We start from the raw sequence: 23581 nt of genomic DNA, 5'->3' as shown, positions 1-23581 counted from the left end.
GTTCCGGCGAATGGGATCTGTTGCCGCAGCCGCAGTGGTCGCTGCCGGATCGCTGTTGGTCGCGGCTCCACAAGCGAACGCGGAGGCCGTCGTCGAGCGGATCGAGCGCACCTCTGCGCAGCAATGGCAGATGTACGTCCGATCGCCCGCGATGAAGCGGACCGTTCACCTCGACGTGCTGGTGCCGGCGAACCAGGCGGCATCACGGCCGACCTTGCTGCTGCTGGACGGAAACGGGGCGTCGGAATCCCAGCCGAGCAGCACCTGGACCCTGCGCGGAGGGGCCAAGGAGTTCTTCGCCGACAAGCCGGTCAACGTGGTGATGCCCGTCGGCGGCGGGGGCACGTATTACACCGACTGGTTGAAGGACGATCCCAAACTGGGGCACCAGAAGTGGGAGACGTTTCTCACCTCGGAACTGCCGCCGCTGATCGACCGCGAGCTGAAAGGCAATGGGGTCTACGCCGTCGGCGGACTTTCGATGGGAGCCGGAGCGGCGGCCATTCTGGCCGTGCGACACCCCGGCATGTTCCGGGCTTTGGCGGCCTTCAGCGGTTGCTACACGACCGACGGTATCGGGCAACTCTCGGTGCGCCCCGTGGTCGAAGCGAAAGGCGGGAACCCGGACAACATGTGGGGTACCGCGGGCAATCCGGAGTGGGACGCGCATGATCCGAGCAAACACCTGGACGCGCTACGCGGCAAACCGGTCCACCTGTACGCCGCCACCGGCGTGCCCGGCCCCGACGATCCCCCGTTCGACGACAACTGGTCGTGGCCCAACGACCCGCTCCGGGCGAACGAGATCGAACACATCTCGCATGACTGCACCGTCGCCATCGCGCCCGCCATGAAACTCTTCGGCGCCGACCTCTCCATCGATTACGGCGCCGTCGGCGTCCACACGTGGCCGTACTGGAAGGCCGCGTTGCCCAAATCCTGGCCGACCCTGCAAGCAGGCCTCGGCGTTCGATAGGACTTCGATAAGCCTGAGACTCGCGGCGACCACGGCGCAGTAGTCCGTGGACCTCGTCGAGCAGGTTAGCGCGTCGCGTTCACCGAATAGTAGGTCACGCGTGGCCCGCCGGCACGTCAGTGCGAGATTTGCGACAACGGAGCCGAATACGCTTGACCTCGACCGCGGCCCAGGGAGGACACTGTCGCCATGACCGACAATGAAGTCATCTCAATCGACGTATTCGAACTATCCGCCTCGAACATCCACGGGTTCATCGAGATATGGCACGACCGCTGCGGATACCTCAGTGGCACAGCCGGTTTCCGCGGAGCACAGTTGCACCGTGCGCTCAATGACGACGTCCGGTTTCCTGTCGTGGGTGTCGCGCACTGGGACAGTGCCGAGCACGCCATCTCCGCCCGGAACGAGCCCCGGAGGCGGCAGTGGTTGGACGCGCTACCCGCCGAGGTCCGTGCCTCCACAGCGCTCTACGAGACGTTGTACGACTTCCGGCCGCCCACGGATCGCCAGGTCGATGGCCCCGGAGTCACCTTCATGAACATCTTCGAGATTTCCCCCGACTCGGTGGACGGTTTCGCCGTCGGGTGGAGCGACCGTGCCCGACTCATGCGGTCGGCGTCCGGTTTCCGCGATGTACGCCTGCACCGCGCGGTCACCCCGGAGGCTCGCTTCCGGCTGGTCAACGTCGCCCACTGGGACAGCGTGGCGGCTTGGCAAGCCGCCGCACAGAGCTCGGCCATGACCGCCGCGACGAACATGGCTCGCGTGCACGCGACGCCCAACACCGCGATCTACGAGGTCGTAGGCGAATTAGCCGGAATCGCAACAAAATAGCGCACAGACAGAAACGGCCCCCGCTTTTCGCGCAGTCGCCGATTCCGACATGCTGGTGCTCGAACGACTGGTCTGGCGCAGATCAGACAATCAAGGCTGGTGCGAGCAATGTGCCCACCGTGCTGTCAGTCCGCGAGGTCGACGAGTCCGGCGCTGTCGTTCCACAGTGCTCGAGCCACATCGTCGCTGCGGGCCAGTTCCGATGGGTCCGGCCAGGTGAGTTTCCCTCGGCGTAGGGCGGCGTACATGCGTCCCGCCGGGGGCGTGGTGAGCCCAAGAGTCAGGTCCGCCAAGGTGTTTCCGGCCGCAGAGCGAGTATTGAGGTTGCGGTTGAGTTGGCGCAGTGGCCAGTTCAGCCCCGGCGTGCCCAGTAGCGACCAGGCTGTCCGTAGAGGGAACGACAGGTCTTTGGCCAGCCCTGTCCCGAAGACCTGCCCTGGGTCGTAGGCGATCACCGTGAGTCGCCGGGGCTGAAGATCGGGGTGCTCGGACAACCAGCGTGCGGTGAGTACGGTGCACAGCTTGGACGCGGTGTACGCGTGCTCGCCCGCCTTGCGCGGCCGGGTGTCACGGTCGGGGTCGCGCTCGGGGTGCGCCAGTAGCTCCGCGTCGGCGTGACGCGGCGGCGTCAATCCGGCGTGGTTGGCTGGATCATGTGTGCCGCTGGTGGTGAGCACGATGATGGCCCGGTCCGCGAGAGCGGGCAGCAGCTGGCGCAGCAACAGGTAGTGCGCAAGGTGATTGACGGCGAAAGTCGTCTCGAAGCCGTCGGCGGTTCGACCGGTGATGTCGGGGAGAACCACGCCGGCGTTGAGCACCAACGCGTCGACGGGAGTGTCGCCCAGCCGTTCCCGGACCGACGTCGCGAACGCGCGTACGGAGTCCAGCTTCGTCAGATCGAGCGGCATCGACTCGCCGATTCGTGTCGGTCGGCGCGCCCCCAGAACCAGGCGAGTGTTGTCCGCCTGCGTCAGCCGCTCGGCGGCTACAGCTCCGAACCCTGAAGTTCCGCCCGTCATCACGATGGTCGACATGTTGCCTCGCTTCGGGAAGCCGCCGAAATGGCTTCGAGCGTAATGTACGGCCGCCCCGCCGCCACAGCAATGCTTGCGCTCGATTGCACACACGCCCCACACCGGAGCTTCACCGGCATTGCCTAAGCTCGGCCGCATGCGTAAATGGATAGACCGGGCATTGCTCGGGGTGGGGTGGTGCGCTGTTGCGACGGGTGCCGCCGGGATCGTGCTGCATTTCGGAGCGTGGGAGCGGCGGGGGCTGGTGTTGCTCGCGTCGGGGGCGTCGTACCTGATGATCGGCGCGGTCGTCGGTCTGGTGCTGATGTTGATCGCGCGCGGGTGGCGCAGTGCGGCTGTGGCCGGAGCGTTGGCCATAGCGGTGCTGTGGACGTTGGTCCCCGCGTTCGTGCCGGAAGGGCGGGCCGCGAGCGGCCCACGGATGACGGTCATGCAATCGAATTTGCTCTTCGGCAAGGCTGATCCGGCCGCCGTGGTCCGCGCGGTGCGGGACAACCGGGTCGACGTGCTGACCGTGGAGGAGCTGACCGACGCGGCGGTCGAGAGCCTGGCGGGCGCGGGCCTGCTCGACGAACTGCCCTACCGCTACACAGAACCCGTCGGGGGTGGTGGCGGCACCGGGATCTACAGCCGATATCCGTTGCGGGACAACACGAAATACGACGGCTACATCCTGAACAACGTCTCCGCGACAATGGATCACCCGGAACACGGTCCGATCACCGTCTTCGCATTTCATCCGGTCCCGCCGCCGTTCAATTTCCCCGCCTGGACCGCGGAGATGCGCAAGACTCGCGAAATCCTCGACGCGCACCGCGGCCCGGCCATCGTGGGCGCCGACTTCAACGCGACCCGCGACCACACCGCCTACCGCGACCTGTTGCGCGGCCGCTTCGCCTCGGCCGCCGACCAAACCGGCGCGGGCCTGCTGCCCACCTACCCGGAAGACCGCCGCTGGGGACCGGTGATCGGCATCGACCACATCCTGCTGGCCGACGCCACCGCCGAAGACCTGTACAGCCTCACCGTCCCCGGCTCCGACCATCGCGCCCTCATCGCCCGGATCCAGCTCCACTGATCGGCGACCCGCACCGACCCGTCCTCGCACAGACCACGATCTGTGCGAGGACGCGGAAACTTGCAGACGTCCAGCTCCGCTTCAACGAAACCGAGTGGACCGCGTTCCTTGCCGGTGCCAACGACGGCGAGTTCGACTTCCACTCCGCCTGAAGTAGCTGTCGCAAACGGTCTTCTGCACCTATGCTGACTCGGCGAGGTTGAAGGACGAGGCATGGGCAGCTACTCGGCCAGACGGCTGAACAGTCGTCCTTCTGGGAACCATTGGGGCGTGGGTGATGAAGGGTGGCGACCGTGGATGACATCGAGCGACTGCTTCTCGAGCTGACAGCTTATCTGAGAGACGAGTTCTTGGACTTGGATAGCGCCCGCGAGGTTCGGCGTCAGCTCGACATTGTTCGGCATCAGGTGCCCTTCCCTCCTGCGGACACGATCGAGCAGACTCCGTTACGAAACCTGTTCGACTACGTCGACCTGAAGAGCCATGATGCCATCCTCGGCCGAACACAATGGATTTACGGCGAGTTGGCAGCTATCGATCGAGAGCTGCTGTCGGCATTGGGCGAGACATTGCGCGATGACTTGACGGTGCACGACATCCAGCAGATCGACACGCTGCTATGGGAACTGCGCGACCGTGTCGACACTTTCGAGCTGATGGACGACGGCCGCTGGCCGTTGCAATGCCTCATCGCCTACGTCGACTCGAGGATGAAACGCTCCCTGGAAACGAACTGAACGACTGGGCCCGCGTCTATCACCTGACGGTTTCCCTACGGTGCCGCCGCCCACTGCGCTCGCAAGGAGCCTCCCTCGTCGAACCGGTTCAGACTCCCGGCGGGAGTTGCGGCATGAGTTCCTCTGTCTCCTGGCCTTTGCTGACCGGCGCCGAAACCGCGGGCGACCTGGACGAGGCGGCTCCGGGCTGCTCGCCGACGGACTGGCGGCCGCCGACGTGAACGGCAAGGTGGTGCCGAGCGGCTACCAGCGGCTGGAGGCCTTCCGCACCGGTGTGCTGGACGGGGAGAGCGCCTGCCTGGCCGAGTTCCGCCAGGCGCTACACCGGAAGGGACCGCAGCGAGCTGAGCGTGCCCGCCAAGGCGCGGGCCGCTTCGGCGCCTTTGGTGCGGAAGTGCTCGGTGAAGTACGTGACGTGTTCGCTGTGCTCGTGGAAGTGGTGCGGCGTGAGCACGACCGAGAACACCGGCACGTCGGTGTCCAACTGGACCCGCATCAGCCCGTCGATCACCGCCGACGCGACGAAGTCGTGCCGGTAGATTCCGCCGTCCACGACCAAGGCGGACGCCACGATCGCCGCGTACCGGCCGGAGTGCGCGAGACGCTTGGCGTGCAGCGGGATCTCGAAGGCGCCCGGCACCTCGTACACGTCGACGGTGGCGGGATCGAAGCCGAGATCGGTGTATTCGGCGAGGAAGCCCTCGTACGCCTTGCCGACGATCGAGCTGTGCCAGCTGGCACGGATGAACGCGATGGATCCGGTAGTTCCCATGCCGGGATACTACTGGCCGGTAACGTGCGCTTCCAGCCAGCCGACCACGTCATCGAGCACCTTCTCCTGCTCGGGCTCGTTGAACACCTCGTGGTAGAGACCTTCGTAGCGGATCACCGTGAGGTCCTTCGAACCCGCGCCCCGCTCGATGAGATCCGAGCTGGACGGCGCGGCGATCGCGTCGGCGGTGCCGTGCAGCACCAGCAGCGGCACGGTGAGCTTCGACAGCCGCGTCTTGACCGTGTTGCTCGCGTTCAGCATCTCGGCGCCGGTGCGGGCGGGCAGCATGCCCCGGTAGACCAGCGGATCGTTGTCGTAGGCCGCGACCACCGCCGGATCACGGCTGATCTGCGACGAATCCAGTTTCAGCACACCCAGATTCGGGGTGAACCGGCTCAGCACGGGCGCGAGCATGCGCTGCAGCGGGTTGCCCACCGGAATGTCCAGCGGCGGCGCGGACAGCACGATGCCCGCCACGTCGATCCGCGCCCTGGTGGCCAGATACAGGACGATCAGGCTGCCCATCGAATGCGCGAGCAGGAAGCGCGGCACGCCGGGCTGCTCCCGGCCCGCGATGGACAGCATGGCGGCGACGTTGTCGGCGGCGCCCTCCATCGAGCCGATATTGGCCTTGCCGCCCGCCGACTTGCCGTGGCCGATATGGTCCGGCGCGTAGACCGCGAAACCGGCGCCGACCAGGCGCTGACCGACGTGAGCGTAGCGGCCGGAGTGCTCGGCCACGCCGTGCACCAAGACGATCACGCCACGTGCCGGGCCGTCGGGCAGCCACGCGCGCCATGCCACCCCGCTGCCGACGCCGTCGAACTCGCCCGACTCGGTGCGGATCGCGGGCGCGGCGGGCGGCTCGGTCGGCGTGGCATCGCGCGCCGTCGGCTCGGTCGTCATGCATCGGCTCCTGACGTCAGTGGCACGCTGGTCGCCGCGAAATGCTCGATCAGCCGCCGGTTGAACTCGATGAGTCGAGCGTAGTTGACCCGGGAAAGACGCTCGTCGGTTCCGTGAATCGAGGCCAGGTCGCCCTCGTCCAGCACGATCGGGGCGAAGTTGCACCGGGTGACCGCCAGATCGTCGTAGTGCCTGGAGTCGGTCGCGCCCGGAACGATGCCGGTGGTCACCGCTATCCCTGGCACGACGGCGCGAGCGAGATTCGCGATCACGTCGAACGCGGGACCGGGGCCGGTGATGCGCGACGGCTCCGCCGACATTCCCACCAATTCGAACCGAATGCCCTTGTCCCGCACCACCTTCCGGCAGTGCGCCAGCACCGACGCGACCGAGTCGCCCGGCAGGATGCGGAAGTTCACCAACGCCTCGGCGTGCTGCGGCAGCACGTTCGCCCGCACCCCACCGCGGATCACCGTTGGCGCGGCGGTGGTGCGCACCAGCGCCTCGCTCTGCGGCCGGGCCGCCATCACCCGGGTGATCACCGGCGCAGCGACGCCCGCGAGACCGAGCAGGCGCCGGCGCGGCTGCGGCAGGACCTCCCGCAACCTGGCCAGCATGTCCGCGATCACCGGCGTCAGGCGCAGCGGCATCGGATGGTCTTGGATCCGGCCCACCGCTCGCGCGATCCGGCCGACCGCGGTCTGCTTGCCCGGCATGGACGAATGACCGCCCACCTCGGTGACCGACAATCGGACGGTCGCGTAGCCCTTCTCGCCGAGCATGATCGTGGCCACCGGCTGCCGCACGCCGTCGACGACGCCGGAGGTGATCACACCGCCCTCGTCGAGCAGCAGGTCGGCGTGCACGCCCGCGTGCCGCAGATGCTCGGCCATGCGCTCGGCGCCGTACCCGCCGAAGACCTCCTCGTCGTGCCCGAACGCCAAGTACACCGTGTGCCGGGGCCGCAAGCCCGCCGCGAGGGCCGACTCGGCCGCCTCCAGGATGGCCAGCACGCGGCTCTTGTCATCGATGGCGCCGCGGCCCCAGATGTATTCGTCGTCGACCACGCCCGCGAACGGCGGATGGGTCCAGCGCTGTGGGTCGTCCACCGGCACCACGTCCTGGTGCGCGAGCAGGATCGCGGCGACCCGGCCGGGTTCGCTGCCCGCCCACCGGTACAGCCTGCTGTGGCCGAACCGTTGGAGTTCGAGTTCGGCGTGCACCCGCGGGAAGGACTGCTCGAGGTGGGCGTCGAGGCACTCGAACGCGGCGTTGTCGGTGTCGCGCGGGTCGTCGGTGGACACGGTCGCGCACCGCAGCGCGGCGGCGAGGCGTTCGGCGGTGAGGTCGTCGACGGGTCCCGTCATCGGGCACCGGGGCGATCGGGCATGTTCATGGACACCGTTGCATTGTTCAACATGCCGGGATCGAGGGCGATCGTCTTCTCGTTTCGCCACTTCACGATGCCCTCGGTGAGGCCGCCGGTCAGGTCCGGCTGCCGCGTGCCGGTCAACAGCGGCAGCTCGACACTCGCCGCGGCGACGGTGACCGGGGCGAAGGCGGGGGAGTGCGACCACACGTCGTCGACTACGTCGACGATGCGCACGCCGATCCGGTGTCCGGCCGGAATCGGCCAGTCCTGGGCGAGCAACCGGACCTGCGCGGTGTCGGAGACGGGGGCGATGCCGCGGGTGATGACGGTGGCGCGCAGGTCGGGCGCGATGTCGTAGAGCTCGACGGCGACGGTCGCGCTCGGCGGGCCGCTCAGGCGCAGCGTCGCGGTCGGGATGCCGGACAGGTGCTGTTCCTGCGCCAGTGGCGCGGACACCGACCAGAACTCGCGGTCGGGTCCGGGAACCAGGCCGCGGTCGGTGTAGCGGCCGGGACGCAGCTCGACCTGGACCCGTTGCGCGTCGGCGGGCGGCCACGCGGTTTCCGCGCGCCAGCGGCCGTCGAACTGGCCGACAGTGATCCGCGGTCCGGGAATCTCGACGTCGCGGCCCGCCACGTGCTTGTCGAAGAAGGCGAGCAGTTCGGTGTCGAAGTGCGGTGTGCCGCATTTGTCGTGGCAGGTGCGGTGGCCCCACTGACCGAACCAAGCCCGGTGCGCACCGGGGCCGAGACCGTTCCACAGGTCGAATACACGGTAGGCCCGGGTGTTGTAGTCGACGAAACCTTGACCGAGAAACAACGGAATCGTGTTGCCGCGCAGGGGCGCGACGAGATCACGATCCCGCCAGAAGGCGGTGCCGGGGTCGTGATCGCCGATGTCGGTCAGGTAGTGCTGATAGCACTGCCACGGCAACTGCGTCGCGTTGGACCGGTACTCGCCGCCGTCCTCCGGCCGCGGCGGAGTGGACGCGATGAGCAGATGTTCCAGACCGGCGAAATCGGCTGGGCGCACGCCGCTCTCGGTGATGGGCTTCCCCGAGAACTTCCAGGAAACGCCCTGCATGTACAGGTAGGAGTACGGGTCGACGACCGGCTCGAACGCGGCGACCGCCGCGAGGCCCTCCGGCTTGCCTGCCAGGCCCATCAGCCCGGTCCACCCCTCGTAGGAGACGCCGAACATGCCCACCTTCCCGGTGGACCACGGCTGCCCGGCCGCCCACTCCACCGCGGCCGCGACATCCGCGCGCTCGCCAGGGCCGCCGAAATCCGGGCAGCCGCCGGAGCCGCCGAACCCGCGCAGGTCCACGATGACGTAGGTGTAGCCCGCGGCCAGGAACAGGTCGGCGCTGAGGTTGTCGGTGGACGGGCCACCGGTCAGGCGCGGCTCGCTCAGGTACGCCAGATGCGCGCGGTACGGGCTGACGGTGAGGACGACCGGAGTGCGGGTGTCCTCGGACATACCCGCCGGGCGCAGGATGTCGGCGTGCAGCCGGGTGCCGTCCTTGCTGTCGATGAACGCCTGCTTCCACTGGTAGGGCACCCGGAGCGGCTCGGCGTTCGCCGTAACCGGGGTGAAGGCTCCGAGCAGGAGCAGCAGCCCGCACAGGGCGCGCAGGAGGACGGGTCGTTCGGTCACCATTGGACTATCGAGTTTGCCCGGACGGTCGTCCAGCCCCCGGAACCGGGGTAGTCGGCTGAGCCGTCGTCCCCGCGCCGAGCGGACGCCATCCTGTGTTCATCCAGCTGGACCAGCATCGGCACGGTGCCAGCGGTGAATGAATTCGGTGCCGGGTCGGTCGACGCCGTCGCGACGGTCACCCTGGCGTTGCTGGCCGCGTTCCTGTTCGCGGTGTCGGCGGCGCTGCAACAGGGGGCGGCACGGCAGGCGGCCACCGATTCCGGGCAGGGGCGGTTTCTGCTGATCGCCGCGATCGCCCGCCGGGTGATCACCGACCGCCGCTGGCTGGCCGGTCAGGGCGCGAACGTGGCGGGGTTCGCCGTGCACGCGGTCGCGTTGCGTTTCGGCGGCATCGCTGTGGTGCAGGCGTTGCTGGTCGTGCAATTGCTGTTCGCATTGCCGCTGGCAGCCGTGCGGCGTGGTCGCACGTTGCTCGCGCGGGACTGGGCCGGGACGACGGCGGTGTGCGCGGGCCTGATTCTACTTGTCGCACAGGGTGTTTCCGCGCAGTCCGCGGTGAACACCCAGTTTCTGCCGGAGGCGGGCGCCGGTGTGATCGTCACGATCGTCCTGCTGTTCGGCGCGTCCCGATCGGCCCGCTCCACGCAGCTGCGCTCCGCGCTGGTCGCGGTCGCCGCCGGATGCTGTTTCGCCACGACGGCGGTGCTGGTCGTGCTGGCGACGAGCAGGCTGCCCGACCCGAGCTGGGCACTGCTCGGCATCCCCGTGTCGGCGTTCCTCGGCGGCGTGCTGACCCAGGAGGCATACGCCCGCGGCTCGCTGCCAACGGCGCTGACGGCGATGACGATCACCGACCCGGTACTGAGCTACCTGGCCGGGTCGATCCTCTTCACGGCGACGGTGCAACCACGCCTGCTCCTGGTGGCGTGTGCGGCCACGCTGGTGATCGCGGGCGTCGCGCTGCTGGCGAACTCGCCGACGCTGCACGACGAGCGGGACCGATTCCCGGATGTGGCGCCCGGAGGCGTGCGGTCCGGTCGTGGTCAGTCCAGCCCCTGGGCAGCTTTGAGCCGTTCGTCGAACACGGCGATGGTGTCGTCGGTCAACCGGCCGACCGGTCCGGATAGCCAGGGGCGGTAGACCGTCGTCACCCGGTCGGTCCGGATCCAGCCTTGGACGGGGTCGTCCTCGGCGAGGGGGACGGCAACCAGCCGGTCGGGATCGAATCGTTCGATGGGCGCGACCATAACCCAGTTCTCGCCCGGCGGCAGCAAGTAGCCGGGGGTGAGAATAACGCGGTACGGGGTGCGTTCGTCGTTGTCGCGGCTGGGTCTTTCTCGATCGAAGGTGTAGACGTCGCCGTGGTTCACGCAGCGTGCCCGTTCCCGTGTTCTTCCGCATGCGCAGCGGTGTCGAGCGCCGCCTGTTCCTCGGCGCGCGCAAGGTCGGCGGCTTCGTCGCGGGGCCGGGGCCGGTTGGCGTCCTCCCATAGTGCGCCGATCTTCGCTGCGCGCACGAAGTAGGGCGAGACCTTCTGCCCGTTACGCGCGGCGGCAGCCTCGAAGAACGCGAGATCCGCATCGGGAACGGTGATCGTCAGTTTCGCCATATTTCACACCATACTCTTCGCCTGGCGATAATGCTGGCTACTGACGGCCCAGCCGCATACCGGCGGTCAGGCTGAGCGGGCCGGGGTCTCGTAGTCGGCGTAGAGCGCGAGCATGCCGTCGACGGTCGCCGACCACGGAAAGCGTTCCGCGGCCGCACGAGCGGCACGGCGGCGCTGGGCCGGGGGCAGGGCGAGCAGTTCGCGGACCCCGTCGGCGAGTCCGTGCGGGGAACCGTCGCAGACAACGCCGGAACCGGGCCCGCCGACGAGCTCGCGCGCGGCGCCCGCGGCGGGCACGACCACAGGTGTGCCGCAGGCCAGCGCTTCCAGGACCGCGAGGCCGAAAGTCTCCGCAGGAGAAGGGAAGACCGCGATATCTGCGTCGGCGACAAGGGCGGCCATGGCGGGCCGATCGGTGAGATGACCATGGAAGACGACGGGGAGCCCGGCCGCCAGATGCTCCAGACGGGAACGCAGCGGTCCGTCGCCGATGACGGACAGCGCACAGCGCAGACCCGAGTCGACCAGAACGCGCACCGCTCGGATCGCGCGTTCGGCGCGCTTCTCCCGCGACAGCCTGCTCACCAGCACGAGCCGGATCGGATCATCGGGGTGCGCCGCGACGCGGCGACGTTGGGGGTGAAAGGTCTCCAGGTCGACGCCGAGCGGAACCCGGCGCACGTTGCGCGCGCCGACCCGATCGAACTCGGCGGTGGCGAAACTCGACGTCACCACGACCTTTTCGGCACGCACCCACAGGCGGCGGTTGGCCAGATCGGCCGCGGCGGTGAGCGGGAAACCGCGCGGAACCCGGGAGCGCAAGATCGCGTCGATGCGTTCGTGCGAGAACAACACCAGCGGGACGCCCGTGGCGCGCGCCCACGGCGCGAGCCAGCGGACGCTGAGCTTGTCGCTGCACTCGAGCACGTCCGGGGCGAGCCGATCGAGCACCGGGCGGGTGCGGCGGGCGGTGAGCACGTGATAGCCCGCGTCGCCGAACTTCGGGCTGCGCACCGTGATGCGGTGCCCGGACGCGGTGTGCTCGTCGTCGTCACGCGGGCCGGGCACGACGAGCACACGGTCGTGTCCCGCTTCCGAATAGCCGCGCCCGATCTCGTCGACGCAGGTGCGCAGGCCACCGGAGGCGGGTGTGTAGAAGTTGGCGATCTGCACGATCCGCACTAGCCGACCGCCGATCCGACCAGTTCGGCGTAGGTGGTCGCCCGCGCGCCGGTCCGCAGCACCGCGTCGATGGCGCGCAGCGTGGTGTCGCGCAGGCCGGGCCGGTGCAGGTCGTCGGGGTGCAGCGCTAGCCGGACCAGCCCGCCGCGTTCGGCGGTCCGGCGCGCGACCGTGTCCACCATCGCCGCGCCGAACCGCTCCGACCAGCCCCCACCCGGCCGATGGGAGAGCGCGAACCCGCGGTACCGGCGTCCGGTGCGCAGCTGCTTCGCCCCGAAATGCGAGGTGGTGTAGGTGAACCCCGCCGCGCGCAGCGCCTGCTCCGCGCCGGGCGAGGCCAGCCAGCCCGGCGGAGTGAAACCTGTCGTGTGCAGCCCCGATTCGGTCATCACCTCGGTGGCGGCGCGCAACTTGGCCGTGGCCTCCGCGACGTTGAGCGCGGCGAATTCGGCCGCGCCGCGCGCTACCGCATGCCCGACCGCCCGGCGCGGCCAACCGCCCTCCGGACCGGCCCGGTGCGACCACCCGTGCACCAGGATGTCGTCGCCGCCCTGGCGACGCTCGCGCAGGAATGCCGCGTAGTCCGGATCGCCGGACAGCCGCATCCCCCGCCACGGACCGGGAATCACCAACAGCGAGACGGGAATCCCGAACCGATCGGCATCGGCGCACCAGCGCGCCGTCTCCGCCGCACTCGCCGGTGCGACGTCATGGACGCTCACCACCAACCGCGCACACACGTCCCGGAACGTAACACCGCCCGGTAGCCGCGAGCTGAACAGCGCGGTGCGGTCGTCTGAAAGATCCGACAGTCCGCAGTGCTCGCGCCCGGCGGTGCGTGCGAGGCCGAGGTCGATCGGCTTCGCACGCACTGGCCGATGCGCCGTTCCGGTTGAGAAACCCCTGCATGGGCCGTGTTGTCCGGAGGAGGCGTCGTCCGCAGGCTCCGGCGACATCGGCGGCGACTCGGGCGGCCTGGTGGCGGATCGAGCGACGGGCGGCGGCCGGAAGTGACGTCGGCCCGTCGACAACAGGACCACCGTCGCGGACATCCCGGGACGCTCACCGGACGGGTCGTCGTCGGGAGCGACCGGCTAGCGGACCCGCAGTGTCACGCCGGGTGAGGACGGACTGCCGTGGAGGACCAAGTGGCTCGGGACGGCGGCTGCGCGGTCCTCCTTCTTGTCGTCCTTCTTCTCGTCTTTCTTGTCGTTCTTCTTGTCGTCGCCGGAGAGGTCGAAGGCCAGCCGGATGGTGCTGCTGCGGCCGGGAACGATCTGGTCGAAGTCGTCACGGGACGGGTTGAGTTCGGCGGTGGCCGACGCGTCGGGAGCTACGGAGCGGCCGTCGGTGGTGACCAGGCGTTGATCGGAGATGGCGAATGCTTGTTTACCGTCGGACACGTTGGTGACCGTCAGCGTCACGATGGTGTAGGTACCGCCTGTGGTCGCGGGGCCGGTGGGGTGGGCGTTGGAAACCACATCGGTCACGGTGAAAGCGAAGTCCCCGTCGCGCAGCCCGTGGTCCGCGTCTGCAGGCTGCGCGCCGCCCGAGGGCAGCGGGGGACCGGTCGCGGCCGTGGCGGACGCCTCGCTTGTGGTCGTGCTGGGAACGGGGTCGGACCCGATGCCGCCCAGCAGCCACAGGGCCGCCGCGGCTACGAGTGCTGCCCCGACGGCGACCGGTACCCACCGACGCAGCACGGCCTTTCGCCACGCGGCGGCATGCGCTATCCGGGTAGGTGAGAATTCTCGCGGATCGGGCGTCTGCGACGGCGGCGCGGGCGCCGCCCAGGTCGGCGGCAAGTCAGCGACGGTCATGACGCGGGTCGGCGGTCCACCGCGGGATGCCGCGGAGTCCAGGACCGGTGGGGCCGGTTGCATCGGTGCGGGCAGCCCCAAGGCCCCGCGCGCCGCCGCGGCGAATTCTCCCGCGCTGGCGTAGCGTGCGTCCGGTTCCTTGGCCATGCCGCGGGCGATGACGCTGTCGAGCGCGGGCGGGACATCGCGGGCAGCCTGCGACGCGCGCGGGGGTGCGGACATCAGGTGTGCGCGCATCTGCTGTGCCGGGTCGCCGTCGCCGTAGGGCAGATGCCCGGTGACGGTTTCGTAGAGCACGCAGGCCAGCGAATAGACGTCGGATCGGGCGTCGACGGTGCCGGTGAAGCGCTCCGGCGCCATGTACCCCACTGTGCCCACCACCTGCCCGGTGGCGGTGAGCGCGGTGCCGTCGGCGGCGCGGGCGATACCGAAGTCGATCAAGTACACGAAACCGCTGGTGTGCTCGAGGATATTGCCCGGCTTCACATCCCGGTGCACAAGCCCGTCCGCATGTGCGGCATCCAGCGCCTCGGCCGCCTGGGAGATGACCTCCACGGCCCGGGCCGGCGCCAGAACACCCGACCGCAGCCGCGTCGCCAGGTCGACACCCTCGATGTACGCCATCTCCAAGAACAGATGCCCGTCGACCTCGCCGAAAGCACGAATAGGCACGATGTGAGCGTTACGCACTCGGGCCCCCAACCGCGCCTCCCGCTCGAAGCGCCGCCGATAACCCGGATCGGCGGAATACGCCGCCGACAACACCTTCAGCGCAACGGTGCCGCCGGTACGGTCGCGCGCCAACCACACCTCACCCATACCGCCACGACCCAGCAGCCGTTCGAGGGAATAGTCCCCGAACGAACCGCTGGAGCCGCGCACCGACATACCTTGACCGTATCGCCCGCAGTTCGCCGCAAGACGAGCGGTTCTGGACACCAGCGCGCCGTCTTCGCACTCGCCGGTGCGACGTCATGGATCAGCCGCGAGCTGAACAGCGCGGTGCGGGGAGTGCGGTGCGGCGTCCCCGCCGCAGCCTACGGCTGCAACAGGCCGATCACGTCGCCTTCCGCGTCGGCGGCGCGCGATTCGATCTTGCTATGGCCTGTGTGAAGTGGCCCGTGACGCAAGACAATCCGCCTGGTGTCGCCGGCCTGTACGCGTATGATCAGGCGAGTGCTGAAGCCCGGGGGAAGAATGAGCGAGCCGGTGACCGCGGACTGGGAAGGGTTCGTGCAAGCGCTGGCTCGCTGTCTCTCGGAGCTGCCCTCCCGCGCCACGCTGATCATCGCCGCGCCCGGCAATCGCTTTGTCCAATTCGTCCAGTACGACATCAAGTTGTCCGCTGAGCTGGCCGGCAACAACTACTTGAGTCAACCGATACCGGATGCCGCCGCGCAGGAGTTGCGCACACTCGGCTGGGATGAGCCGCCGCCGCGGCGGGACGCGGGCAACTGGACCAGAACCCTGTTCTGGCCGATCGCGCCGAACACCCTGCTCGAGTTCGCCCGGTCGGTCGCCGTCGGGTTGCGTGATGCCCTGGGCGTGGCCGCTCCCGTGGAATTGCGCGCGATGGGCTGGACCGAGGCGTCCGGTGATCTGGATCTCACCGTGCTCGGGTCCATCGCCCGTCGCGGTTGAAATTGATCGACCCCGCGCTCCCACGGCATAGCCGCGACTACCTGGGCACTATTCTGAGAGACATGGCAGCAGGTAAGCCCACCAAGGAAGCGAAGGCCGCGGCGAAAGCGGCCCGCAAGCAGCAGTCGAGAGAACGCCGCAGGCAACTGTGGCAGGCGTTCCAGATGCAGCGCAAGGAAGACAAGCTGCTGCTGCCGCTGATGATCGGCGCCGTGGTCGGCATCACCGCCGTTGCCGTCGTGATCGGCCTGATCTTCGGGCTGACCTGGTTCCTGGTGCCGCTCGGCGTGGTGCTCGGGGCGCTGGTCGCGTTCATCATCTTCGGCCGCCGGGTGCAGAAGAGCGTCTACCGCAAGGCCGAGGGCCAAGCGGGCGCCGCGGCCTGGGTGCTGGACAACTTGCAGGGCAAGTGGCGGGTGAGCAACGGCGTCGCCGCCACCACACAGCTGGACGCGGTGCATCGCGTGATCGGCCTGCCCGGCGTGGTGCTGGTCGCCGAGGGCGCGCCGCAGCGAGTGAAATCGCTGCTGGCCCAGGAGAAGAAGCGCACCGCCCGGCTGATCGGTGACACCCCGATCTACGACGTCATCATCGGCAACGACGAGGGCCAGGTTCCGATCAAGGACCTGCAGCGCTACCTGACCAAGCTGCCCCGCAACATCGACACCAAGCGCATGGAGCTCATCGAAGGCCGCCTGGCCGCGCTCAGCGCGCGCAGCGGGCCCGCGCTCCCGAAGGGCCCGATGCCCACCGGCGCCAAGATGCGCGGCGTGCAGCGGACCATCCGTCGGCGCTGACCGGCTTACCGACTCTTCGCACGGGCTCTAAATCCCGGGCCTACGGTCGATCGCGCGGGTACGGTCGCCGCCTCGAGCGCGGGTGAGCAGCCAGACGACCCGGTCGTAGGCGAGCACGTGATAGACGATCACCAGCACCGCGAGCGCCACACCCCATCCCGGCAGACCGGCCGACTGCAGCGCGAGCGCCCCGCCGCCGAGCACCGAGAGCTCGATCACCAGGCGCGTCGAGCCGGACACGACAACCTTCGGCTGCCCGCCACGGCTCGGGTCGCCAGGCACCGAGAAGGCCGCCCACACGACTGCCGCAACCAGCGGCAGGGCCACCACCAGCAGAAACTTCCACGGCCCTTCGAACGCGCGCCAGCCGAAGACGCCGAAGGAAGCCACGGCAACGAGCTCGAGCAGGAATCGGACAGCGAGCATCACCGGTTTCAAAGACACCCGCGCAGCCTATCGGCGTGATTTGGTGGCGGGTGGGTCCGATGCCGGGCGGCTCAGCGTGAATGCACCAGCGCCGTACCGGTCGCCCGGTCGTGCATTCCGCGGCCGTCGGCGTCGGTGAACAGCGCGGGCACCACGAACAGCAGCAGCACCTGCCTGGCCAGCGCACGGACGAAGCCGACCGGCACCGGCGCGTCGACGCGGACCGTCCGCAGCCGCAGGAAGTACTGCCCCGGCGTGAAGCCGAACAGCGTCACCGCGCCGACCCCGATAACGAACCAGATCAGCAGCGTCAGGCTCGACGCCGACGTGCTGCGCGCGATGAGCGCCGCGATGCCGAGCGCGATCATCCAGTCCACGAACAGGGCGGCGATCCGGCGGCCCATCCCCGCCAGCGAGCCCGCTCCCGTCTGCGGGAGGCCGAGGTGTTCACCGGGGAACTCGGGAGTTGCCGGATCGCCGGGTTCGGCCGGAGGTCCGGAGAGCCAGGAGCCGGTGATGCGTGCCATGGACCCCAGAATAGGCGCGCGCGATCGGCTGCCCGATGCCGCATAAGCGGAGTTCAGGTCGGCGCGCGGGGCACACGGGGGCAGGACTACCATGCTGTTCGAGCCCGGGTGGTACGCGCCACCCGCCCAGACGCACGTGTAACACCGGCGAAACACGGGCTTGACTACAGGGAAACACGGCATCCATAGCGTCTGGTCGCGACGAACCCATGCAATCGACACTGGCTGGGAACCGATCCGTAAGGAGAACAAGTGACGTTCAGCACGGCCGACGAGGTCATCAAGTACATCGCTGACGAGGACATCGAGTACGTCGACATCCGCTTCAGCGATCTTCCCGGTGTGCAGCAGCACTTCTCGATCCCGGCGAAGGCCTTCACCACCGACCTCGCCGAGGAAGGGCTAGCGTTCGACGGCTCTTCCGTCCGTGGCTTCCAGTCGATCGACGAGTCGGACATGCTGCTGCTGCCCGACTACAGCACCGCGCGCGTCGATCCGTTCCGCGCCGCCAAGACGCTGAACATGAACTTCTTCGTGCACGACCCGTTCACCCGGGAGGCCTACAGCCGCGACCCGCGTAACATCGCGCGCAAGGCGGAGGAGTACCTGCGCTCGACCGGCATCGCCGACACCGCGTACTTCGGCCCCGAGGCGGAGTTCTACATCTTCGACTCGATCCGCTACGACTCGGCCATGAACGGCGCCTTCTACGAGATCGAGTCGGTCTCGGGTTCCTGGAACACCGGCAAGGAGTTCAACCCGGACGGCACCCGCAACCGCGGCTACAAGGTCCGCAACAAGGGCGGGTACTTCCCGGTCGCGCCGTACGACCACTATGTCGACCTGCGCGACAAGATCTCCACCAACCTGCAGAACGCGGGCTTCGAGCTGGAGCGCGGCCACCACGAGGTCGGCACCGCCGGTCAGGCCGAGATCAACTACCGGTTCAACACCCTGCTGCACGCGGCCGACGATCTGCAGCTGTTCAAGTACATCGTCAAGAACACCGCGTGGCAGGAAGGCAAAACCGTCACCTTCATGCCGAAGCCGCTCTTCGGTGACAACGGCTCGGGCATGCACGTGCACCAGTCGCTGTGGAAGGACGGCAAGCCGCTGTTCCACGACGAGGCCGGCTACGGCGGCCTGTCGGATCTGGCGCGCCACTACATCGGCGGCATCCTGCACCACGCGCCGTCGCTGCTGGCCTTCACCAACCCGACGGTGAACTCCTACCACCGCCTGGTTCCCGGCTACGAGGCCCCGATCAACCTGGTGTACTCGCAGCGCAACCGCTCCGCCGCGGTCCGCATCCCGGTCACCGGCAACAACCCGAAGGCCAAGCGCCTCGAGTTCCGCGCGCCGGACTCCTCGGGCAATCCGTACCTGGCCTTCGCCGCCATGATGATGGCCGGCCTGGACGGCATCAAGAAGAAGATGGAGCCGATGGCCCCGGTCGACAAGGACCTCTACGAGCTCCCGCCGGAGGAGGCCAAGAACATCCCGCAGGCCCCCACCAGCCTGGCCTCGGTCATCGACCGCCTCGAGCAGGACCACGACTACCTCACCGAAGGCAACGTCTTCACCGAGGACCTGATCGAGACCTGGATCACCCTCAAGCGCGAAAACGAGATCGCGCCGGTGAACCTGCGGCCGCACCCGTACGAGTTCGAGCTCTACTTCGACGTGTAAGTCGAAACGGCTCTGATCTGCGGCGGAGTATCTACCCCAGGTACTCCGTCCGCAGCTCGTAAGCAGTAGCCGGCGAGTCCATCCGTTCCGCGATCAGTGCATCTGGCCGCGAAGCGGGTGGACTCGTCTGCGTTCGGCGCAGGTCGTCATATCCACTGCGCGGCATTCGCGATCCGACTCTCCGTATGACGCGCTCGTCCTCCCGGAAGATGAATCGATCGCACCCCGGCTGTTCGCCGGATTCGACAACGTCGGCGGGTGGCTCGACAAGGGGACCGATAAAGGCGTACAGCTCCCAATATGCACCCGAGCCGTCATTCTTCGGCAGCAGGTCGTAGCCGAGCTCCCGCACCCTCCTCCAGTTGTCCGCGTCGAACGGATCTCGGATGACGTCTCCCACTCGGACCTCGGTCACGTCCACTGATTCGGTTCGCATCGGCGGAGTCTCGCACAGGCAACCTGAAGGCCGGCTGAAGGCGGCGAGCCGACCGGATCAGCCGCTCGCGCAACGGGTCGCCGAAGTTCGAACCGACGATCGAAACCCGAGCTCAGCTGCGCGTGTTGTCCATGTTGTAGTGCGGTCCGAAGTAGCCGACGTGGACTCTCGCCCGGGGTGTGTCGACGTAGAAGTAGATCCTCGGCGCCAACTGCCCGCCACCCTTGGCGATCTTCAGGTGTGCTTCCATGAAGATGAAGCCGTTCTCCGACACCTCGGTGGCCACGGGGAGAACACGTTGCGCCCGGAGTTTTTCGTTCCGATGCACGGAGTTGGACTCTTTCATCGATAGCTTGTTCGCGGACGCCGGCCAGATCAGCGGGTGGTGCGAGTTCTTGCACCAGTACCAGAAACTCGACGTTTCCGGGTCGCGGGCAAGCGCGTCGGCGTAGGCGTGCAGGGCGCGAAAGCCCTTCCAAGCCAGCTGGCCCAAGGAGGCGTAATTGACTGCCGCATCGAGTTTTTCCAGATCGTGGAGTGCGCTGTCGGGTATGACGAGCCGATCGGACAGGTAGTACTGCGCTTTCTCGACGGCATCGGTGGAGTTTGCCGCGATAGCGGGAGTGGTGACTACGGCCTCCCGCGTCGTCACGAAGTCGTCACTCTGCCCGGTCATTTCGAGGAGATCTCGGTAGTACGCGACCCGGCGATGCAGGATCTCCGACTCCTCGGTGACGGTCGCCAACTCTTCGAGCGCCAGTTGATGGTCGATCGAGTAGTCGACGATCCGGTCTTCCAATTCCCTGACTCGGTGGCTCAGTTCGGCGATCGTGCGCTCGCTACGCCGGATCTCCTCGTCGGCGTAGCTGACGAACTGGTCGATGTCGTGGCCGATGGAGGACAGCTCGTCGAGCGGTTCGGGCGCCGCGTAGTGGTGCGTGGATGGGCGCAGCGGCGAGATCGACTCGAGCAGTCGGGCGATCATCGTTGCCGCACTGACGAATCGGCCGAGGTAGCGATCGGCGAGCGGATACCAATGGCGCCGCACGTCACCGAGAATTGCCGGGGTTACGGCGCTCGAATCCACCGGAGACTCTGGAGTACACATCGGTCTGGCGTGATCAGATTCCGCGGCGCTGGGCCGGGGTGTAGGAGAGGGCGCCGGAGCGCGCGAGGTGGAGGACGAATGCGGCGGCGTTGCGGGCGGCCATGGGCTGGGCGTCGTCGTCTTTGTCCGAGCCCCAGTCGCAGATGCTCTTGATGAGCAGGCTTTCCACTCCCGCGACGCGCGCCGCGGCCTGGAATCCCGCGCCCTCCATGTCGCCGCCGATGGCGTCGGGGTGCTTCGCGGTGAGGCTTTTCACGACGGGCGCGGCATTGAGCAGTTTGTTCCAGGCCAGCATCGGCCCGACATGGACGGCGGTGTCGCTTCTCCCCGGCCAGTCGCGTTGCGCGGCACGGACGGTGTTGAGCAGCATGGGGGAGGGAACGACGCTCTGGCCGCGCAGGCGCTCCTCGATCCGCCCGTCCAGTTCGACGAGCTTGGCATGATCGAGATCCGTGATCTTCTCCGAGATCAGGACATCGCCGAGCCGCTGCCGGTCCGGGCGCAGTCCGTAGCAGATGCCCACGATCAGCGCGTAGTGCGGCGCGAGGTGGCGGATGGCGTCGGCGGTGACGGTGAGCGCGCCCGCGGGGCCGGTGGTGCCCTGCGACCCGGCTTGCACGACGAACAACTCCGCGTCGTTGATCGTCCCCATCGGGAAGACCGGCACGGGACCGTCGTAGGTGGGGGCGGCGACCTTGCGCGTGTGTCCCTCGATGGCGTCGAGCACGGCGTCTCGTTCGACGTCGGCGACGGTGACGATCAATACCCGGGTGTTTCCCATCTGATTCTCTTTCTCGAGGTGGAGCCGTTTCGCGTCTTTGTCCGCGAGGTACTGCGCGCGGAAGGCGACGATCGCGACCAGCACCACCATCGGTGCGGGCAGCGACAGCAGCAGGCCCAGTGCGATCGCGAAATCGGAGACCGGCTCGACGCCCGGCGCGTCCTGCCACAGCAGCCGGTAGGCGATCCAGGCCAGGGCCCTGCCGTAGGTGGTTGCCCCGGCCGAGCAGGTCGCCTCGGTGCAGTTGCCGCGCTCGACGGTCATGACCAGATACGCCAGGGCGAAGACGACGATGACCACCGAGGCGAGGTAGAACCGGAAGAATGCCGGGGGATTGACCGGTCGGCGCGTGAGATCCTCGGGCCTGGCGTCGAAGAAGAGCACCGAGTAGTCCCGGTTGATCACGCTGCGGGTGGTGCCGAGATACGTGCGCGCCTGGTCGGTGGTGACGCCCGTGTGCATACAGATCAGCCGGGTGCTCAGCCGCACGCGGGTGACCTGGCCGCCTTGGTCGGCGGCGTCCTGGCGCACCTTGTCGGCGACCAGGTGATGCAGGCGTCGTTCGATTTGGTCGAAGAGTTCACCGATGCGCTGCTCGTTCTCCTGATGCAGCAGCGGCATGGTCCAGTGATCGGCGGCCAGCGTGCCCGCGGCGCGTGCGCTGGGTTCCTCGTCGCGTCCGAAGAACAACTGCCACACGAACATGATCGACAGCACCGTCACGGTGTAGGCCATCGCGGCGACGGTGACCAGCAGTGCCGGTGCGTGCAGCGCCGCGAACGGTAACAGCGCGACGGCGATGGCCAGCGCGGCCAGGCCTGGAACCGCGAAAACCACAGTGCTCCAATACCGGTCGAGCCAGCGCAACGCGGCAGGCCCGACTCCGGGGCGGTGCCGCCAGGCTTCGGGCCTGGCGATCGGCGGTTCCAGCAGGGCGAAACCGTCGGCGCCTTGCCAGACGACGCGGTCCTCGAGTCCGGCGGCGAACAGCACCAGGGTCAGCGGCGCGCGTGCTCGGAAGATGCCGCTCACGCCGCTCGGACGCACTGTTCGCAGGGCCGACCGCCCTAGCGGCGCGGCCTCGACCCGGCGGGCGGCATGGTGGCAGTCGCGGAGGGAGGGGCGGTAGAACGGCATGGGATGCTTTCCACGGAAGGACATTTGTGTCGGTTCGACATTAAGTAGCCGGTCCAGTTTTTGTCAATGCGACTGCAAGGCGGCCGTTGAGCTACGGTGCGGTAATGACTGAAGACCCGAGATGTATCGCTGCCCTCACGGCGGATCTGGTGATCCTGACCATCCGGGACTCGGCGCTGCAGGTGCTCGTCGTGGAGCGCGGCGCGGACCCGTTCCGCGGTGCGCTCGCGTTACCGGGCGGTTTTCTGCGGGTGGGGGAGAGCGCCGAGGCCGCTGCGGTCCGTGAGTTGCGCGAAGAGACGGGGCTGGACGGAGATTCGCTGCCGCTCGAGCAGGTCGGCTTCTACACCGACCCGGATCGGGATCCGCGCGAGCGGGTCGCCACGTGCGCTTTCCTCGCGGTCGCGCCGGACCTGCCGGTGCCTGCGCCGGACGCGGATTCCGACGCGAGGGCGGCGGCGTGGAAGCCGGTCGCCGAGCTACTCGACGACGAGACGGCGTTGGCGTTCGATCACGTGAAGATCCTGCGGGACGCGGTGCGGCAGGCGCGAATGAAGCTGCAGTACACCACGATCGCGACGTCGTTCTGTCCCGAGGAGTTCACCATCGGCGAGTTGCGCGCGGTGTACGAGGCGGTATGGGGCTGCAAGCTCGATCGCGCCAACTTCCATCGCAAGGTGAAGTCCGCGACCGAGTTCATCGTCGAAACCGGCCGCTTGCGTGAGGGTTCGGGAAGAAGGCTCGGCCGGCCGGCCAAGCTCTACCGCGCCGGTGCGGGGGTCGAGTTGGTCAGTCCCATTCTGCTCGGCTCGCCGCGGCGGCACGACGCCAACTGGCGGTAGGGACATGCGCGGGCGCCTGCGTCGGCGCCCGCGCTCGGGTTATGTCGCGCAAGGGGATCGGCGTGTGTGTGTGCGTCGGGGCCGAGGGTGCGGCGGGGTCGTGCCGAATGGTCCGGCGCGCGGCTCCGCCGGTCTGCTCTTCGGTAGCCTGTCTTAATAAGTGTGACATTGACACTAAGTCGTCGGGTCGGTTATTGTCGCCATGACCATTTCGC

General features: G+C 68.1%; 24 protein-coding genes and 1 pseudogene. 10 read left to right on the top strand and 15 right to left on the bottom strand.

The window, feature by feature from the left end; genetic code table 11:
- Positions 1–10 precede the first annotated feature (10 nt).
- Positions 11–976: an alpha/beta hydrolase gene (locus ACWPXK_RS22510; RefSeq protein WP_454198161.1), complete on the top strand. Its 966-nt coding sequence runs from the start codon at positions 11–13 to the stop codon at positions 974–976.
- A 189-nt stretch (positions 977–1165) separates the two neighbouring features.
- A complete protein-coding gene (locus tag ACWPXK_RS22505) occupies positions 1166–1813 on the top strand; it encodes an antibiotic biosynthesis monooxygenase family protein (protein WP_454198160.1) in 648 nt (215 codons plus the stop codon).
- Positions 1814–1938: 125 nt separating this feature from the next.
- On the opposite strand, the gene ACWPXK_RS22500 is transcribed toward ACWPXK_RS22505, so the two are convergent.
- Positions 1939–2847, bottom strand: a complete 909-nt coding sequence (locus ACWPXK_RS22500) for an SDR family NAD(P)-dependent oxidoreductase (RefSeq protein ID WP_454198159.1) — start codon at positions 2845–2847, stop codon at positions 1939–1941.
- A 136-nt stretch (positions 2848–2983) separates the two neighbouring features.
- Here ACWPXK_RS22500 and ACWPXK_RS22495 point away from each other — a divergent pair, with 136 nt between their 5' ends.
- The 3 genes and pseudogenes from ACWPXK_RS22495 to ACWPXK_RS22485 form a co-directional block, all read left to right on the top strand.
- On the top strand, positions 2984–3925 hold the full coding sequence (locus tag ACWPXK_RS22495; protein WP_454198158.1) for an endonuclease/exonuclease/phosphatase family protein: 942 nt from the start codon (positions 2984–2986) through the stop codon (positions 3923–3925).
- Positions 3926–4218: 293 nt separating this feature from the next.
- The gene (locus ACWPXK_RS22490) at positions 4219–4662 is read left to right on the top strand and encodes a hypothetical protein (RefSeq protein ID WP_454198157.1); all 444 of its coding nucleotides are present in this window, start codon (positions 4219–4221) and stop codon (positions 4660–4662) included.
- A 161-nt stretch (positions 4663–4823) separates the two neighbouring features.
- Positions 4824–4975, top strand: a pseudogene (locus ACWPXK_RS22485) (metallopeptidase); the annotation flags it as partial.
- A gap of 6 nt (positions 4976–4981) precedes the next feature.
- On the opposite strand, the gene ACWPXK_RS22480 reads toward ACWPXK_RS22485, so the two are convergent.
- Genes ACWPXK_RS22480 through ACWPXK_RS22465 form a run of 4 tightly spaced genes read right to left on the bottom strand, consistent with a single transcriptional unit; the run spans position 4982 to position 9371 of the window.
- The gene (locus ACWPXK_RS22480; protein WP_454198156.1) at positions 4982–5434 is read right to left on the bottom strand and encodes a 6,7-dimethyl-8-ribityllumazine synthase; all 453 of its coding nucleotides are present in this window, start codon (positions 5432–5434) and stop codon (positions 4982–4984) included.
- Positions 5435–5443: 9 nt separating this feature from the next.
- The gene (locus tag ACWPXK_RS22475) at positions 5444–6340 is read right to left on the bottom strand and encodes an alpha/beta hydrolase (RefSeq protein ID WP_454198155.1); all 897 of its coding nucleotides are present in this window, start codon (positions 6338–6340) and stop codon (positions 5444–5446) included.
- Positions 6337–7707, bottom strand: a complete 1371-nt coding sequence (locus tag ACWPXK_RS22470; RefSeq protein WP_454198154.1) for a M20/M25/M40 family metallo-hydrolase — start codon at positions 7705–7707, stop codon at positions 6337–6339. Before ACWPXK_RS22470 ends, ACWPXK_RS22475 begins: the two co-directional genes overlap by 4 nt.
- Complete coding sequence (locus tag ACWPXK_RS22465; protein WP_454198153.1) at positions 7704–9371, bottom strand: CocE/NonD family hydrolase; 1668 nt, start codon at positions 9369–9371, stop codon at positions 7704–7706. Before ACWPXK_RS22465 ends, ACWPXK_RS22470 begins: the two co-directional genes overlap by 4 nt.
- A gap of 132 nt (positions 9372–9503) precedes the next feature.
- On the opposite strand from ACWPXK_RS22465, the gene ACWPXK_RS22460 reads away from it, so the two are divergent.
- A complete protein-coding gene (locus ACWPXK_RS22460) occupies positions 9504–10511 on the top strand; it encodes a DMT family transporter (RefSeq protein ID WP_454198152.1) in 1008 nt (335 codons plus the stop codon).
- Here ACWPXK_RS22460 and ACWPXK_RS22455 read toward each other — a convergent pair.
- The 5 genes from ACWPXK_RS22455 to ACWPXK_RS22435 form a co-directional block, all read right to left on the bottom strand.
- Positions 10415–10741 (bottom strand): hypothetical protein, encoded by a 327-nt coding sequence (locus tag ACWPXK_RS22455; RefSeq protein WP_454198151.1) that lies wholly within the window; start codon positions 10739–10741, stop codon positions 10415–10417. The genes ACWPXK_RS22460 and ACWPXK_RS22455 overlap by 97 nt on opposite strands.
- Entirely contained in the window at positions 10738–10980 is a 243-nt protein-coding gene (locus tag ACWPXK_RS22450) for a hypothetical protein (RefSeq protein ID WP_454198150.1), read from the bottom strand. The genes ACWPXK_RS22455 and ACWPXK_RS22450 overlap by 4 nt, the downstream gene beginning before the upstream one ends.
- A gap of 66 nt (positions 10981–11046) precedes the next feature.
- A complete protein-coding gene (locus ACWPXK_RS22445) occupies positions 11047–12162 on the bottom strand; it encodes a glycosyltransferase (RefSeq protein ID WP_454198149.1) in 1116 nt (371 codons plus the stop codon).
- The gene (locus ACWPXK_RS22440) at positions 12162–13034 is read right to left on the bottom strand and encodes a DUF2334 domain-containing protein (protein WP_454198148.1); all 873 of its coding nucleotides are present in this window, start codon (positions 13032–13034) and stop codon (positions 12162–12164) included. Before ACWPXK_RS22440 ends, ACWPXK_RS22445 begins: the two co-directional genes overlap by 1 nt.
- A gap of 222 nt (positions 13035–13256) precedes the next feature.
- Positions 13257–14870 (bottom strand): protein kinase domain-containing protein, encoded by a 1614-nt coding sequence (locus ACWPXK_RS22435; protein ID WP_454198147.1) that lies wholly within the window; start codon positions 14868–14870, stop codon positions 13257–13259.
- A 288-nt stretch (positions 14871–15158) separates the two neighbouring features.
- Between ACWPXK_RS22435 and ACWPXK_RS22430 the strand changes: the two genes are divergently transcribed.
- Entirely contained in the window at positions 15159–15623 is a 465-nt protein-coding gene (locus tag ACWPXK_RS22430) for a TY-Chap domain-containing protein (protein WP_454198146.1), read from the top strand.
- Between the two features lie 62 nt (positions 15624–15685).
- Complete coding sequence (locus tag ACWPXK_RS22425; protein WP_454198145.1) at positions 15686–16420, top strand: DUF4191 domain-containing protein; 735 nt, start codon at positions 15686–15688, stop codon at positions 16418–16420.
- A gap of 27 nt (positions 16421–16447) precedes the next feature.
- Here the strand turns inward: ACWPXK_RS22425 and ACWPXK_RS22420 are convergent, their stop codons facing one another.
- Positions 16448–16864, bottom strand: coding sequence for a YrdB family protein (locus ACWPXK_RS22420; protein WP_454198144.1), 417 nt, complete (start codon positions 16862–16864; stop codon positions 16448–16450).
- A 53-nt stretch (positions 16865–16917) separates the two neighbouring features.
- Positions 16918–17373, bottom strand: a complete 456-nt coding sequence (locus tag ACWPXK_RS22415) for an RDD family protein (RefSeq protein ID WP_454198143.1) — start codon at positions 17371–17373, stop codon at positions 16918–16920.
- Between the two features lie 252 nt (positions 17374–17625).
- Between ACWPXK_RS22415 and glnA the strand changes: the two genes are divergently transcribed.
- The gene (gene glnA, locus ACWPXK_RS22410; RefSeq protein ID WP_454198142.1) at positions 17626–19062 is read left to right on the top strand and encodes a type I glutamate--ammonia ligase; all 1437 of its coding nucleotides are present in this window, start codon (positions 17626–17628) and stop codon (positions 19060–19062) included.
- A 31-nt stretch (positions 19063–19093) separates the two neighbouring features.
- On the opposite strand, the gene ACWPXK_RS22405 is transcribed toward glnA, so the two are convergent.
- From ACWPXK_RS22405 to ACWPXK_RS22395, 3 genes are all read right to left on the bottom strand, one after another.
- The gene (locus tag ACWPXK_RS22405) at positions 19094–19498 is read right to left on the bottom strand and encodes a hypothetical protein (protein WP_454198141.1); all 405 of its coding nucleotides are present in this window, start codon (positions 19496–19498) and stop codon (positions 19094–19096) included.
- A gap of 112 nt (positions 19499–19610) precedes the next feature.
- Entirely contained in the window at positions 19611–20546 is a 936-nt protein-coding gene (locus ACWPXK_RS22400) for a hypothetical protein (RefSeq protein ID WP_454198140.1), read from the bottom strand.
- A 73-nt stretch (positions 20547–20619) separates the two neighbouring features.
- Positions 20620–22419 (bottom strand): 5'-methylthioadenosine/S-adenosylhomocysteine nucleosidase family protein, encoded by a 1800-nt coding sequence (locus ACWPXK_RS22395; RefSeq protein ID WP_454198139.1) that lies wholly within the window; start codon positions 22417–22419, stop codon positions 20620–20622.
- A 209-nt stretch (positions 22420–22628) separates the two neighbouring features.
- Here ACWPXK_RS22395 and ACWPXK_RS22390 point away from each other — a divergent pair, with 209 nt between their 5' ends.
- Positions 22629–23366, top strand: a complete 738-nt coding sequence (locus ACWPXK_RS22390; RefSeq protein ID WP_454198138.1) for an NUDIX hydrolase — start codon at positions 22629–22631, stop codon at positions 23364–23366.
- Positions 23367–23581: the final 215 nt, after the last annotated feature.

The organism is Nocardia sp. Marseille-Q1738 (genome assembly GCF_965283145.1).
This window is presented reverse-complemented; position numbering and strand designations above follow the sequence as displayed.